Source organism: Rhizobium sp. OAE497, from assembly GCF_040546565.1.
Taxonomy (GTDB): Bacteria; Pseudomonadota; Alphaproteobacteria; order Rhizobiales; family Rhizobiaceae; genus Rhizobium.
On the sequence record NZ_JBEPOA010000001.1, the window covers coordinates 2,094,355 to 2,108,220 of the forward strand.

At 58.6% G+C, this 13,866-nt stretch carries 9 protein-coding genes; 6 read left to right on the forward strand and 3 right to left on the reverse strand.

Features of this window, described 5'->3' with window-relative positions; translation table 11 throughout:
- Positions 1 to 121: 121 nt before the first annotated feature.
- Together ABIE40_RS10835 and ABIE40_RS10840 are read right to left on the reverse strand one after the other, a co-directional pair.
- Entirely contained in the window at positions 122 to 1,372 is a 1,251-nt protein-coding gene (locus ABIE40_RS10835) for an MFS transporter (protein WP_130278132.1), read from the reverse strand.
- Between the two features lie 164 nt (positions 1,373 to 1,536).
- On the reverse strand, positions 1,537 to 3,537 hold the full coding sequence (locus ABIE40_RS10840; protein ID WP_112716819.1) for a putative bifunctional diguanylate cyclase/phosphodiesterase: 2,001 nt from the start codon (positions 3,535 to 3,537) through the stop codon (positions 1,537 to 1,539).
- 317 nt (positions 3,538 to 3,854) lie between these two features.
- Here ABIE40_RS10840 and ABIE40_RS10845 point away from each other — a divergent pair, with 317 nt between their 5' ends.
- From ABIE40_RS10845 to ABIE40_RS10855, 3 genes are all read left to right on the forward strand, one after another.
- Entirely contained in the window at positions 3,855 to 4,898 is a 1,044-nt protein-coding gene (locus ABIE40_RS10845; RefSeq protein WP_199629470.1) for a class I SAM-dependent methyltransferase, read from the forward strand.
- Positions 4,899 to 5,048: 150 nt separating this feature from the next.
- On the forward strand, positions 5,049 to 8,156 hold the full coding sequence (gene uvrB / locus ABIE40_RS10850; RefSeq protein ID WP_199629469.1) for an excinuclease ABC subunit UvrB: 3,108 nt from the start codon (positions 5,049 to 5,051) through the stop codon (positions 8,154 to 8,156).
- A gap of 98 nt (positions 8,157 to 8,254) precedes the next feature.
- Positions 8,255 to 10,600 carry a protein kinase domain-containing protein gene (locus ABIE40_RS10855; RefSeq protein WP_199629468.1) on the forward strand — a complete coding sequence of 782 codons (2,346 nt, stop codon included), beginning with the start codon at positions 8,255 to 8,257 and terminating at the stop codon, positions 10,598 to 10,600.
- A gap of 11 nt (positions 10,601 to 10,611) precedes the next feature.
- On the opposite strand, the gene ABIE40_RS10860 is transcribed toward ABIE40_RS10855, so the two are convergent.
- Entirely contained in the window at positions 10,612 to 11,262 is a 651-nt protein-coding gene (locus ABIE40_RS10860) for a J domain-containing protein (protein WP_199629467.1), read from the reverse strand.
- 334 nt (positions 11,263 to 11,596) lie between these two features.
- On the opposite strand from ABIE40_RS10860, the gene ABIE40_RS10865 reads away from it, so the two are divergent.
- The 3 genes from ABIE40_RS10865 to ABIE40_RS10875 all read left to right on the forward strand — a co-directional run bounded on the left by ABIE40_RS10865 (position 11,597) and on the right by ABIE40_RS10875 (position 13,800).
- A complete protein-coding gene (locus ABIE40_RS10865; protein ID WP_199629466.1) occupies positions 11,597 to 11,740 on the forward strand; it encodes a hypothetical protein in 144 nt (47 codons plus the stop codon).
- 543 nt (positions 11,741 to 12,283) lie between these two features.
- Complete coding sequence (locus ABIE40_RS10870; protein ID WP_199629465.1) at positions 12,284 to 12,883, forward strand: hypothetical protein; 600 nt, start codon at positions 12,284 to 12,286, stop codon at positions 12,881 to 12,883.
- A 2-nt stretch (positions 12,884 to 12,885) separates the two neighbouring features.
- Positions 12,886 to 13,800, forward strand: a complete 915-nt coding sequence (locus ABIE40_RS10875; RefSeq protein ID WP_199629464.1) for an NAD-dependent epimerase/dehydratase family protein — start codon at positions 12,886 to 12,888, stop codon at positions 13,798 to 13,800.
- Positions 13,801 to 13,866: the final 66 nt, after the last annotated feature.

The window sequence follows — 13,866 nt, forward strand, 5'->3', positions numbered from 1 at the left end:
ATCAAGCTGCAGTGGAACGCAATACCTGACCACCGCAAAACAAACATTAGAAGACGCTGGTTAAGAAATAACTACAGCCGGAAACGGGCGAAGGGCGGGTGGAGTGACCCGCCCCTCGCGCTCAGGCGCGATACGCGCCGCTTGGCGCCTCGGCCTCCTCCGTGCCGAAGCGCACATTCTTCTTCTCGTAGCCGAAGCCGGCCAACAGGGCGACGACCGCCGCGACCACGGCGGCGACGACGAGCAGCGCCGTCGCATAGTCGCCGTTCCAGTGGGCGGCGAGACCGGCCTGCATCGTCGCATTGCCCGAGGCCAGCAGATTGCCGAGCTGATAGGCAAAGCCCGGGAATGTGCCGCGAACCTCGTCCGGCGACAGCTCGTTGAGGTGCACCGGCACGATGCCCCAGGCACCCTGGACGAAGAACTGCATCAGGAAGGCGCCGATGGCGAGCAGAACCGGACCGGGCGCGTACACCCAGAGCGGCGCGACCGGGATCGCAAGCAGTGAGGCAATGACGATCGCCTTCTTGCGGCCGATGCGCTGCGACAGCGCCCCGAAGAACAGGCCGCCGCACATCGCGCCGATATTATAGACGATGGCGATCGCGCCGGTCGTGTAGCTGTCGTAGCCGCGCTGGGTTTCCATGAAGGTCGGATAGATATCCTGCGTGCCGTGGCTGAGGAAATTGAAAGCCGTCATCAAGAGCACCGACCAGATGAACAACGGGATGTTTTCGCGCAGGATCGTCAGGAACGGCCTGCGCCCCTTCCGCTGCCTCTCGATGAACGCCGGGCTCTCCTCCACATTGCGGCGGATATAGAGCACCAGCAGTGCCGGCAGCGCGCCGACGAAAAACATGCCGCGCCAGCCGATGACCGGGAACAGCAGGAAGAAGACGATCGAGGCCAGCAGATAGCCGGAGGGATAACCGGCCTGCAGGATGCCTGAGACGATGCCGCGGGATTCTTCCGGCACGGTCTCCATGACAAGCGAGGCACCGACGCCCCACTCGCCGCCCATGGCAATCCCATAGAGCGCCCGGAGGATCAGGAACATCGTCAGCCCGGTCGAGAAGCCGGTCAGGAACTCGAAGATTGAATAGAGCAGCACGTCGGCCATCAGCGTCACGCGACGCCCGAAGCGGTCGGCGGCAAGGCCAAAGATCAGCGCGCCGACGGCGCGCATCGCAAGCGTCAGGAAGATCGCTGCCGAGACGGCCGGAACATCCGTGTGAAATTCTTCGGCGATATGTTTGAGAACGAAGACGAGAATGAAGAAATCGAAGGCATCAAGGGTCCAGCCGAGATAGCTGGCAACAAGGGTATTACGCTGCTGCGGGGAGAGCGCACGCAGGCTTGCCAATGCGGACATGTCTGTTCCTCCGTCCGAAAGCGGCGGCGAGGCGGGGCAATTCCGGATGCCGTCGGAGAGAGCGCCCTGAAACGGGCGGAAGTGCCACCAGGAGGTGACACTTTAGAACGTCAGCGATCCTGACATTATTCCGCCGCCAGACTGCGGCATTTTGGCAGGCGGCGTCAGCGGCCTGCCGGACGCGAGGCAACAAGCGTCGGCCGCGGCGGCTTTGAGGGCGTAGAGTCGATTGCCTGAACCGGCGCCGGCCGACCGAGATGGTAGCCCTGGGCATAATCGATACGCAGTTGCCGCAGCAGGGTCAGCTGCTCGGCGGTCTCGACACCCTCGACGAGGATCTTCGGGCCTCGGTTGCGGATCAGCCCGACGATATCCTCGAGCATCGCCTTGCCGCGCGGCGTGGCGCTGCCATGCAGGAAGGAGCGGTCGATCTTGACGGTATCGAAGTCGATCAGGCGCAGCCAGGACAGGCCGGCAAAGCCCGTGCCGAAATCGTCGAGCCAGATGCGGATGCCAAGCGTCTTCAGGTCGCTGATGCACTTCAGCACGTCCGCATGCATCTCCATCTCCTGCCCTTCGGTGATCTCGAAGGCCAGGCGATTGCCGGAGACGCCGGTCTCGTAGAGGATCGCAGCGACGCTGGCGGCAAAGCCGGGCATGCGCAGCTGGATCGGCGAAACGTTGACGCTGGCGATCTGCGCCAGGTTCGGCAGCAGCACGTCGCGGCAGGCGGTCTGGATGACCCAGCGGCCGAGCTCGAGGATCATCCCGGTGCGCTCGGCGATCGGGATGAACAGGCTCGGCGGGATCGAGCTGCCGTCCAGCGTCTTCAGGCGCATCAGCGCCTCGACAGCGTCGCGGCCGCCGGTGCGGATATCCTCGATCGGCTGATAGACCAGCGACAACAGATCCTGCGCCACCGCGATGCGCAGCAGTGCGGCGATATTCTCGCTCTCGTCGCTGCTGAACGGATCGTTCGGATCGAACAGGCGCGCGCAGTTGCGACCGCTTGCCTTGGCACTGTAGAGCGCCCGGTCGGCCTCGTGGATGATCTTTTCAAGCTTGCCGCTCTGGTCGCGCGTATAGGCCGCGCCGATGCTGACCGTGACGATCGAGGTGCCGTCGCGGCGCTCCTCGTGGATCAGCCCCATCTGCTCGACGGTCGCGCGGATGCATTCGGCGAGTTCGGCGACACGCTCGCGCTCGGCAAATTGCGCCAGCACGATGAACTCTTCGCCGCCGTAACGGCCGATCGATGCGCCATAGACCTCGATCGCGTCCTTGATCGTGCGCGCAACATGGATCAGGCAGCGGTCGCCTTCCTGGTGGCCATAGCCGTCGTTATATTTCTTGAAGAAGTCGACATCGACGAGGATGGCGGTGAAGCCGACGCCCTTGCGCTGCCATTCCTTCCAGTGATCACGCAGACGCTGGTCGACGGCGCGGCGGTTTTCGAGGCCGGTCAGGTAGTCGGTGTTCGACATGCGCAGCAGCGCTTCGCCGCGCTCCGTCGCTTCCTTCTGCTGCATCCGGGCTTCCAGCGCGTTGAGAAACACGTGGTAGCGCTCGTGATTGAGCTTCCAGTTCACATAGGAAGTAAAGACGAAGCACGACACGTAGAACATGCCGAAGGCCATCGCGTAGATGCTGGTCGGCCAGAAGAAGAACAGCGAGCCGAGGAAGGTCGTCAGCACGGCGCTGGAGGCCAGCACCGACAGGCCGAAGCGGAAATTGAAGAACTGGTTGGCACCCATCATGAAGATGGCGCCGAAGATCATGTAATAGGACAGGCTGTCGGCATGCACGGTGCGCACCGCCGGAAAGCACCAGACGGCAAAGCCGAGCACCAGCGCCGTGGCACTGGTCCGGTCGAGCCACTGGATGCTCTTGCCGAAATAGACCTCGGCCTCCAGCATCAGCAGCGCCAGCGTGCCAACGGTGACGCGGGCCAGGATCGTATAGGTGGCGACGTCGGGGATCAGCAGCAGGTCGGTGGCGGAAAACAGGATATAGACGATAACCGCGATCCACAGCCCCTGCCGTGTCGCCGTCTTTCGCTCAGTCTCCCCTTCCATGCGATAGAGATCCCGCAGTTCGCCCGGCGTTGGCCGCAGCAACTTGGGTTCAAGATCAATCTCTGCCGCATAAGCAATCGCGTGCTTCATGCACTCTTCCACCGCTCCGTACTATCTCCGCCGGAGATTTCCGCTGTTGATCCAGACGGAATTGACCGACGCATTCGTGCGGTTCGCTTAGCCCCTTCAGGTGATGAGACACGGCAATACCGGCAATCCGACCCCACCAAAATAGAGGGGCTGCATTAAAGCTTGCTAAATTCCAGCGAAACCGGCGCCGTTAATCATGTTTATGGATTTCAATGGTTAATGAAAAGTTTCTCGCTAATATACAATTCAAGGTATCGCCGAAAACGGTACAGGTGTGCCCCGGTAATTTAACCCCAATTGATTAGAGGACGTATCGCGTGACCCAGCCTAAGATGGATTTCGACGGCCATAGCCTTATTACGCCCAAAGCCATAGCCAACGAGCTCGAAGCGCCCAAAAGCGACCGATTCGAAGAGCATCTGGCCATCAGCAAAGGTGAAGTCGCCCTCATGCTGGAGCTTGCGCGCCAGCAGTTCGTGAAATCCGAAGACCCGACGAAGATCATCGACAGTGTCACCGTGCAGCTGCATGAAATGCGCGCCCGCATTCACCCGCGCGTCTGGCAGGAACTGGTACCGCTGATCCAGAACCATGCCGTCACAAGCTATTTCCTCGAGGATCCGCTGACCAAGTGGTCGTGGGACAAGCCGCGCGGCTATTCCGGCGATGCCACCCTGCTCGACTTCATCTATCGCCATGAAAGTGTGATGGATAAGGTCAACGCCGCCTCCGATCTCGGCAAGGCGCTGTTCGAATATACCAGCACCGCCCCCTCCTCGCAGGCCAACTGGGACCGCCGCGACATCCTCGCCCGGCAGGTGGACGAAGTCGCCGCCGAGCGTGGCCCGGGCACGGAAGTCCTGAGCGTCGCCGCCGGCCATCTGCGCGAAGCCGCCTATTCCGAAGCGATGAAGCAGAAGGCGCTGAAGCGCTGGGTCGCACTCGACCAGGATCCGATGAGCATCGGCACCATCGCCCGCGATTTCCAGGGCACGGCTGTCGAGGCGATCGACGGCTCGGTCCGCGAACTGCTGATGCGCCGCTCCAACCCGGGCACCTTCGACCTCGTCTATGCGTCCGGCCTCTACGACTACCTGGTCGATCGCGTCGCCATCAAGCTGACCCAGCGTTGCCTGGAAATGGTCAAGCCGGGCGGCACCTTCCTGTTCGCCAACTATTCCTACCCGATCCTCGTCGACGGCTACATAGAGACCTTCATGAACTGGGCGCTGCTGCTCCGTTCGGAGGCCGACATGTGGAAGATCATCCACGAGGCGACAGCCGGCCAGGACTACGAATCCAAGGTCTTCTTCGGCAAGAACCGCAACATCGTCTACGGCGTCATCAAGAAGCGCGGCTGAGACCTACTCAGCGCCTGACAGAACCGGCCGGGGCGACCCGGCCGGTTATCTGTTTGGCACCACTATTGGCGAAATCCGAACGATTCATTCGTTTCCCTTTTGTACTCTTTGCCTCTTCACTTTCGCGCTGACTCTCTCCATATTCCGGCCATGGCCAAAACTCCGAAGAAATCTCCCGCCCCGAATGGCTTCGAGGAAGCTCCCCAGTCGTCTTTCGAAGGCGCCCCGCTCGAAGGGTCCGTCGCCGACTGGGTGAAGCAGCTGGAGCGTGATGCCGAGGCCGGGGGCGTCGAAAGCCAACGCGAAATCGCCTCCAAGGCGGGCAAGCACCGCAAGAAGGTCGAGAACGAGGCGCGCAAGCACAGCGAAGCCGTCAGCGTCAACAAGAAGGCGACGGTCTCCAAGACCGCGCGCGGCGTTTCGATCGGCGGCTCGACCGATCCGAAGACCCGTGCCGCCGCCGGCCTCAATCCGGTCTCCGGCCTCGATGTCGGCCTCGAAGAGGCGTCGTCGCTCTCTGCCGGCACCGCCGTCACCGCCACGGTCGATGCGCTTGCCAAGCTGATCGAGAGCGGCAACCCGCTGCACAAGAACGGCAAGATCTGGACGCCGCACCGCCCGGCACGCCCCGACAAGTCCGAAGGCGGCATCACCATCCGCATGGACAGCGAATACAAGCCCGCCGGCGACCAGCCGACGGCGATCCGCGATCTGGTGGAGGGACTGGAGAACGGCGACCGCAGCCAGGTGCTGCTCGGCGTCACCGGCTCGGGCAAGACCTTCACCATGGCCAAGGTGATCGAGGAAACCCAGCGCCCGGCGCTGATCCTGGCGCCGAACAAGACGCTGGCCGCCCAGCTCTATTCGGAGTTCAAGAACTTCTTCCCCGATAACGCCGTCGAATATTTCGTTTCCTACTACGACTATTACCAGCCGGAAGCCTACGTTCCGCGCTCCGACACCTATATCGAGAAGGAAAGCTCGATCAACGAGCAGATCGACCGCATGCGCCACTCGGCGACGCGCTCGCTGCTGGAGCGCGACGACTGCATCATCGTCGCCTCGGTCTCCTGCATCTACGGTATCGGCTCGGTCGAGACCTATACGGCGATGACGTTCCAGATGAATGTCGGCGACCGCCTGGACCAGCGCCAGTTGCTCGCCGACCTCGTCGCCCAGCAATACAAGCGCCGCGACATGGATTTCACCCGCGGTTCCTTCCGCGTCCGCGGCGACACGATCGAAATCTTCCCGGCCCACCTGGAAGACGCGGCCTGGCGGATCTCGATGTTTGGCGACGAGATCGACGCCATCACCGAATTCGACCCGCTGACCGGCGCCAAGACCGGCGACCTGAAATCGGTGAAGATCTACGCCAACTCGCACTATGTGACGCCGCGCCCGACGCTGAACGGCGCCATCAAGTCGATCAAGGAAGAGCTGAAGCTGCGCCTCGTCGAGCTCGAAAAGGCCGGACGCCTGCTGGAGGCGCAGCGCCTGGAGCAGCGCACCCGCTACGATGTCGAGATGCTGGAAGCCACCGGCTCCTGCCAGGGCATCGAGAACTATTCGCGCTACCTGACCGGCCGCGACCCCGGAGATCCGCCGCCGACGCTGTTCGAATATGTCCCTGACAACGCCATCGTCTTCATCGACGAAAGCCATGTCACAGTGCCGCAGATCGGCGGCATGTACCGCGGCGACTTCCGCCGCAAGGCGACGCTGGCCGAATACGGCTTCCGCCTGCCCTCCTGCATGGACAACCGCCCGCTCCGCTTCGAGGAATGGGATGCGATGCGCCCGGATACGATCGCCGTATCGGCGACCCCCGGCGGCTGGGAAATGGAACAGTCCGGCGGCGTCTTCGCCGAACAGGTCATCCGCCCGACCGGCCTGATCGACCCGCCCGTCGAAGTCCGCTCCGCCCGCAGCCAGGTGGACGACGTGCTCGGCGAAATCCGCGAGACCGCCGCCAGGGGCTACCGCACCCTCTGCACCGTGCTGACCAAGCGCATGGCCGAGGACCTGACCGAATATCTGCATGAACAGGGCGTGCGAGTCCGCTACATGCACTCGGATATCGACACGCTGGAGCGTATCGAGATCATCCGCGACCTGCGTCTCGGCGCCTTCGACGTCCTCGTCGGCATCAATCTGCTGCGCGAAGGCCTCGACATCCCCGAATGCGGCTTCGTCGCCATTCTCGACGCCGACAAGGAAGGCTTCCTACGCTCCGAGACCTCGCTGGTGCAGACCATCGGCCGCGCCGCCCGTAACGTCGACGGCAAGGTCATCCTCTATGCCGACAACATCACCGGCTCGATGCAGCGCGCCATGGACGAGACCGCGCGGCGCCGCGAAAAGCAGATGGCCTACAATACCGAACACGGCATCACGCCCGAAAGCGTCAAGGCCCGCATCTCCGACATCCTCGACTCGGTCTACGAGCGCGACCACGTCCGCGCCGACATCTCGGGCGTCAACGGCAAGGGCTTCGCAGACGGCGGAAACCTCGTCGGCAACAACCTGCAGACCCATCTCAACGCGCTGGAAAAGAGCATGCGCGACGCCGCCGCCGACCTCGACTTCGAAAAGGCCGCCCGCCTGCGCGACGAAATCAAACGCCTCAAGGCCGCCGAACTCGCCGTCATGGACGACCCGATGGCCCGCGAGGAAGCCAAATCGATGGAAGCCGGCAAGCGGGATGCTTCACGGCTGCGGTCGACGGCACCAGCCGCTCAGTCTGAGGGCGGCAAGAAGGATGCTTCGAGGCTCCGGGCTTCGCCCTCCGCACCTCAGCATGAGGGCGGCGGTAAGGGAGCGAGCGCGCGCAACGAGGCTATCTCCCCACCTGTGGGGGAGATGGCCGGCAGGCCAGAGGGGGGCGATCTTGCTCAGCCCTCCTACTTCTCCCGCCCCAATCTCGACGAGATGGGCCGCGACATCCAGGAACCGGCCGGCAAATCCCTCTTCCGCCGCAACGACCTCGACGAAATGACCGTCGGCCGCACCGAAAAGCCCGTCTCAGGCAAACTGCCGGAAAAGCCGGATGCCTCGAAGAGCACCAAGCGATTTTCGCCGCTGATGGAGGGGCAACCGGAGCGCACTCCTCATGGTGAGGAGGCCCAACGGGCCGTCTCGAACCACGACCCGCGGCCGCTGGTGCGCGGCAAGACGGGCGTCGGGAGTTATGAAGATCCGGGCGAGCAGAAGCGGAAAAGCCGGACGAAGGGTAAGACGGGGCGACCGGGGCGGTGACCGCATAAGCTGTGCGCCGATGCACCCACGAAGAATCCTTGCAACCAGTGATTAGATACGTCATGGTCGAGGACTTGCACTTCGAAAGGCCGCGACCATTGACAAGCGAAATATTAGAGCAGCAGAGTTTTCAAAAGCTTGCAAAGATTTATGGTGAGAAGACAAAGCGCCTTGTCGTAATCTGCGGTGCAGGCGCGTCCAAAGAAGCAGCAATGCCCACTTGGGACGACCTGATTGAAAGAATAAAAGAAAATTACCTCAAAGTTGCAACAACCTCAATCGGTCAAAAGCTTGCGGACGAGATATCGCTTCAGATCAAGTATATGCCGGATAACTGGCAGCGAATGTCCCGTCTGAAGGAATTAATGGGTGCACAGTATGAGCAGGTAGTCCGAAACATTCTGACACCAAACACGGACATCATCCCAACCTTCTATCGCGACATTTGGGAACTTGAGCCGCACGCGCTGCTGACATTCAATCTCGATAATTTTGCAAATATTTCGTACGTTAAGAAGAAGACCGGAATACTTCAAAATCACTTGTTTGGCCTTGATGCTCCCAACAGTCGTGTCGGACTTGGAGATGGACGTCCACTTATTGTCGACCTCCATGGGAATGTTGACACGCCACACTCCTGGATTCTGACGCGTGAAGACCGCGATAAATTGCTAAGTCTTCCAGGTTACATCGAATTTCTCAAAAGCATGTTTACTCACAACGTCGTCGTATTTTATGGCGTAGGAGTAGAAGATTTCACGGTTAGCGGACAACTAAGCTATCTTCGAAACATAGACTTCATAACCGGCGACTACTTTATCGTTAAAAGAGAGCCCTCTGAAGAAGACAAAAACCTATCACATAGACTGCCTTTGAATATAATTTATACCGGAAAAGACAAAAGCTGGGAATCAGGCTTCTCTGATTTCGTAAAAACCTTAAAGAAAAACAAATCAGACGAAGATATTTTGCCGCCGGTCGTGTCGCGCATTGTGACTCAAGAAGATATCCCAACCCCTGATCAGATGGTCAGTCTCGATCACGATACCATTCGGCAACATCTCGCTTCCGCAACACGAAAATTCTATAAAGGCGATGATTTCGACTACGAAGCATATCGCAACTTCTGCCGTAAATACGATACCGCAATCCACATTTCAACACGGGTAAATCCCAATGAGGATGGCCATCGATGGCTTGGAAATCGTATCACAGCTGAGCTTGGCAGGGGCAATTTTGGTAGAGTCTACCAAGCGTTCAATCAAAATGAAGAGTCCATAGCTATAAAAGTCGCACATATGGAAATTCGCGACGATGAGGCTATGTTAAATAGCTTCCGCAGAGGCGTCGACTCAATGCGCTTCCTTAGCAATAGCAACATTTCAGGCATCGTCCATTTGATAGACGCCTCAGAGCTCCCGCCAAGCATTATCATGGAATACATCCAGGGCGTTGACCTTCAAAAATATATAAATGACAATTATGCATCAACAGCCATACAAAAACTGTATATATGCCTATGGATTTCCGAAATAATATTTGAATGCCACTCCCATGAGCACATAATACTACATAGAGACCTTAGGCCGAGCAACATAATGCTCACAGGAGACTATTGGGAGCGCATTACGAAAGAGGATGTTCGTATCCTTGATTTTGATCTGTCTTGGTTTAAAGGTGCGTCCGGTTCAGAGTTCTACATGAACGCATCGCAAGCGCTTGGCTTCCTAGCGCCAGAGCAGATTGATGCTAGATCAAGGTATAGCAATAGGTCGGCTTTAGTCGATGTATACGGCGTAGGAATGCTGCTATATTTCATGATATCTAGTGAAATCCCGCTTGCAAATGCCTCATCGCGAACCGATTGGAAAAATCGGGTAACGGCTGCTAGCGCCGCTGTTTTTAACAAAGATTGGAAGTCAACAAAATTCCTGTTCGAGAACCTAATATTAAAATCGACCAGCGAATCTCAAGAATTACGGCCACAATTGCCTGACTTTATTGAAAATCTGTCGAAAATTATTGGAATCTTTGAAGCGCGATATCCGCTAGATTTAGACTCATGCATCATTGAGATATTGGCCAGAATATCGCCGGGAGGCGCTGACATCAACTTTGACCCTAAGAAGAGAGTTGGCCACTACACCTCCGGAGCGGGTGCACAGCTTGAGATTTTGACAAATGGCACGGAAATCACATGCTCAATCAAAAGAATGATGCGTGAGGGCGCCAATAGAGTCACACGCGGCCGAGATCTGGCCGACGCGCTTTTTAAAGCGCGAGGCAAAGCTGAGAGTTTTGCGCGGATAGACGAGAGGGGGACTGGAACCATTATGGGAGGAAATCAACTGAAGTTTTCCTTTGACGCCCCAGACAGTTTAAAAGCCGTCGCCAGTATCGCTAGCGGTATCGACTTTGCTATAGTGGAAATCTCAAAAGACTAACTTCGTCTCCCTCACTCCGCAGCCTCCCCCCTCCTCACCACCTCAACCTCGCTCTCCCGCTCCGCCAACATCACCAACGCCTCCAGCTCATAACTATACCCTTCGAGCATCTGATACGCATGCTCGATCGCCTCGATCTGCCCCTGCGCCTTCCTGATCGCGTCGGTGATCGACTGGCTACGTGCCCGCAGCATGGAGCCGAGGACGTCGGTTTCGGGGCGGCGGCCCAGGCGGTCGATATGCTGGCGCACGCGGTTGCGGTGGCGCTCCAGTTCCAGGATATGGAAGCGGTTCTTGACGATATCGTCGGAGAGCTTGCGGCGGATGGCGGCGACGGGGTCGAAGCTGCCGGGTTCGCGCTCGTCGAGGATGATGTCGTTGACGAGCTTTTCCAGCATCAGCACGCCCTCGATATCCTTGGGATCGGCCAGCTGCGGATCATAGCCGGTATCGTCATAGACGCGGCGGCGCACCGGGTCCTTCAGGAGATCATAGGCGGCCTGCAGCTTGCCGAAATGCTCGGCATCGCCGCCGGCATCGGGATGCGAGGTCTTGGCGGCCTTGCGCCAGGCGCTGCGGATCGCCTGCTCCCCGGCATCGCGGTCAATTCCGAGCATCACATAGGGATCGATCAAACCGCCCACCTCTTCCGCATTTCGCATTCCCGCAGCGCGCCCATTCCCGGCCATGTCTCCGGCCGGAGACGCCCTGCAGCATCCTTGCTTCAAGACCTACGCGCTTGCCCCGGCTGCATCAAGCCCCGGCCGCGCCGGCCCACATTATTCCGCCGGTCGGGACGAAATTGTGAACTCGCCGCCATTTTCATGGGGAAAGCGCGGCGGCAGGCCGCTGTCGCACCCGGATTTTGCCGCTCGCTTTCACACCGTTTGTTCTGTATAGCACCCTCGTTCCCGGCGGTTGCGCTTCGCGCCCCGCCTTCCCATCTCTGATGGGCCAGATTGTGGCGGGACGGCAGCGAAACAGGATCGAGACGGCATGACGGCGCAAGGCGGCGGGATATCTTTGGCTGAAGGCAAGGCGCATTATTCCAATGGGCCGGTCTTCGCCGTGGCCCCGATGATCGACTGGACGATTTCTAAAAAAAATACAGCTTTATCAATCGGCGTTTTGAGTAAGTAGCAATTTTGTAGCGCTACGAATTGGATGATACCGTGATCTACCTGAAGAGATGCGTCTTTTTCGAAGCTGGCGAAATAATCGTGGACGATCAGCAAGCGTGGCTGCAGCCGCGCGCCGAGGCATCTCAGTGGAGAAGTTTGGCCACACCTGGAAAGCTGCCAGGCTAACCGGCCAGCTTGTTCCCCTCGAAGATTTCATCCCGATGTCACCCTCGCGCAGTACGATGCGGCACAGGCGGGCGATACTGACGAAGATGAGTGATGCGCCCGCCAGGCACCCCGGTTCAATTCCGGGCGAGGCCTCCAACGAACTCTTGTGCCGATCGCAAGGCTCTGATTTCGTTTCATAAAAAGTCAAGTTTGGCAGTTCGGGCCTGAACCGTTTCGCCACACCGAAGCGCGGTGTGGCAGTCTGTTCCGGATTCGGACGGATCTCTGCTTTGACGATCGCCATCATTAATCGCATTGATTAATTGCTTCGGGCGGAAGCAATCCTTCAATTTCATCGGCATGCGGCTGTCGATTCGTCTCAGGACGCAAGCGCATGCTCGGCCGCCATCTCTATCTATCCGACTATCCCGATCACTACCTTACAGGCTGGCGCCCGCTCTGCCACCGATCCAGCAACTCCGACACCGTCGACATCGCCAAAAAGATCTGCAATTGCCAGATCGTGGCGCTGAAGACGATGATTGACCGGGAATGGAAATGCCCACAGCTGCACAATCTCAACTATGATCAATGCCACCTCGAAATTCGCATCGGCGGGAGCCTGAAGCCGAAGGAAGTATGCGGCATACCTCAAGCCGAAATTATGCTGATGAAGATCGGAGCGTTCCGGATCCCGTCAGATATCAGGCTCGGTTCGCTTGTCGGCTGGCAACATCTCTACGCAGAATGCAAATGCGACCACATCGGCAGGCTCGACCACGAAAAGCATAGAAAGAAATTCGGCGACTGCGCCGTTGCGCGCTCACGGGTAAAAGCGAGGAGAAGGCCACATGGTCGATCTTCTTTTGCAGTCTATCAGGAGATAGAGGTGACCGACGACGCGCGTATACGCAAGGGGCCTCTGAAGCTACACCTATTTCAAAGCCATCGACCATGCTGTAGAGAGGATCGCGTTTTCAAGTTTCGAGGTTGAACGTGAAAAAAGTGCTCGTAACCGGGGCAAGTGGTTTTCTCGGCCGGTATTTGCCCCCCCATCTCAACCAGTCCTTTGGCGAAATCGTGGTGGTCGGCCGATCGCCGTGGCCGGGCAACCTTTCCTCCGTCAAATTCCACCGTGCAGATCTTCTGTCTGATGATCACGAAGCTCTGGATGAGATCGGAAAGCTCCGAGCTGACACTCTGATTCATGTAGCATGGTGCACCGAACCCGGTGCCTACTGGACCAGCATCGATAATCTGAAATGGATGGCAGCGTCGCTCAATCTAGTCGAGAATTTCATTCGCAACGGCGGCAGACGGGTCGTCGTCGTGGGGACTTGCGCGGAATATGACTGGCGTTATCAGATGCTGGTGGAACGCGAGACGCCCTTAAATCCATCTACGCTGTATGGCCAAGCCAAAGCATCGCTCAACAAGACGCTGCAAACCTACGCAGACATACACCAGGTATCCTTCGCGTGGGCACACATCTTCTTTCCATATGGACCATACGAAAAACGCCGCCGATTGCTGAGTGACCTCACTTTCAACCTCCTCAACGACATTGAAATGCCGGTCACTGCGGGCGCTCAAATCCGAGACTTCATGCATGTCGACGATGTCGCCGCCGGCGTTGCCGCACTGGCGGCTAGCGAGGTTAACGGACCTGTCAATATTGCAAGCGGGGACCCTCGACGGCTCAGGGACATAATAGAAATGCTCGCCGAGGCAACCGGCAGACCCCACCTAGTGAAGTATGGCGCTCGACCGCCGATCTTTAATGACCCTCTCGCACTGACCGCTTCTGTAAAGCGGCTAAAAGAAGAGGTTGGATTCCGCCCCAGATTTACTCTAGAGGACGGCCTCAATTCGACTGTGGACTGGTGGCGAAAACAACTCGCCACAACTTGAGGGTAAAGAATGCTCAGATCCTGCCCCGTATGCGAAAGCGGAGAGGTAACTCCCACGATCTCTCGC

Excerpts from the sequence above, each read along its gene's own strand:
- ABIE40_RS10865 (WP_199629466.1), top strand. The coding sequence starts at position 11,597 with ATGACGGCGCAAGGCGGCGGGATATCTTTGGCTGAAGGCAAGGCGCAT.
- ABIE40_RS10840 (WP_112716819.1), bottom strand. The coding sequence starts at position 3,537 with ATGAAGCACGCGATTGCTTATGCGGCAGAGATTGATCTTGAACCCAAG.
- ABIE40_RS10860 (WP_199629467.1), bottom strand. The coding sequence starts at position 11,262 with ATGCGAAATGCGGAAGAGGTGGGCGGTTTGATCGATCCCTATGTGATG.
- ABIE40_RS10870 (WP_199629465.1), top strand. The coding sequence starts at position 12,284 with ATGCTCGGCCGCCATCTCTATCTATCCGACTATCCCGATCACTACCTT.
- uvrB (WP_199629469.1), top strand. The coding sequence starts at position 5,049 with ATGGCCAAAACTCCGAAGAAATCTCCCGCCCCGAATGGCTTCGAGGAA.
- ABIE40_RS10835 (WP_130278132.1), bottom strand. The coding sequence starts at position 1,372 with ATGTCCGCATTGGCAAGCCTGCGTGCGCTCTCCCCGCAGCAGCGTAAT.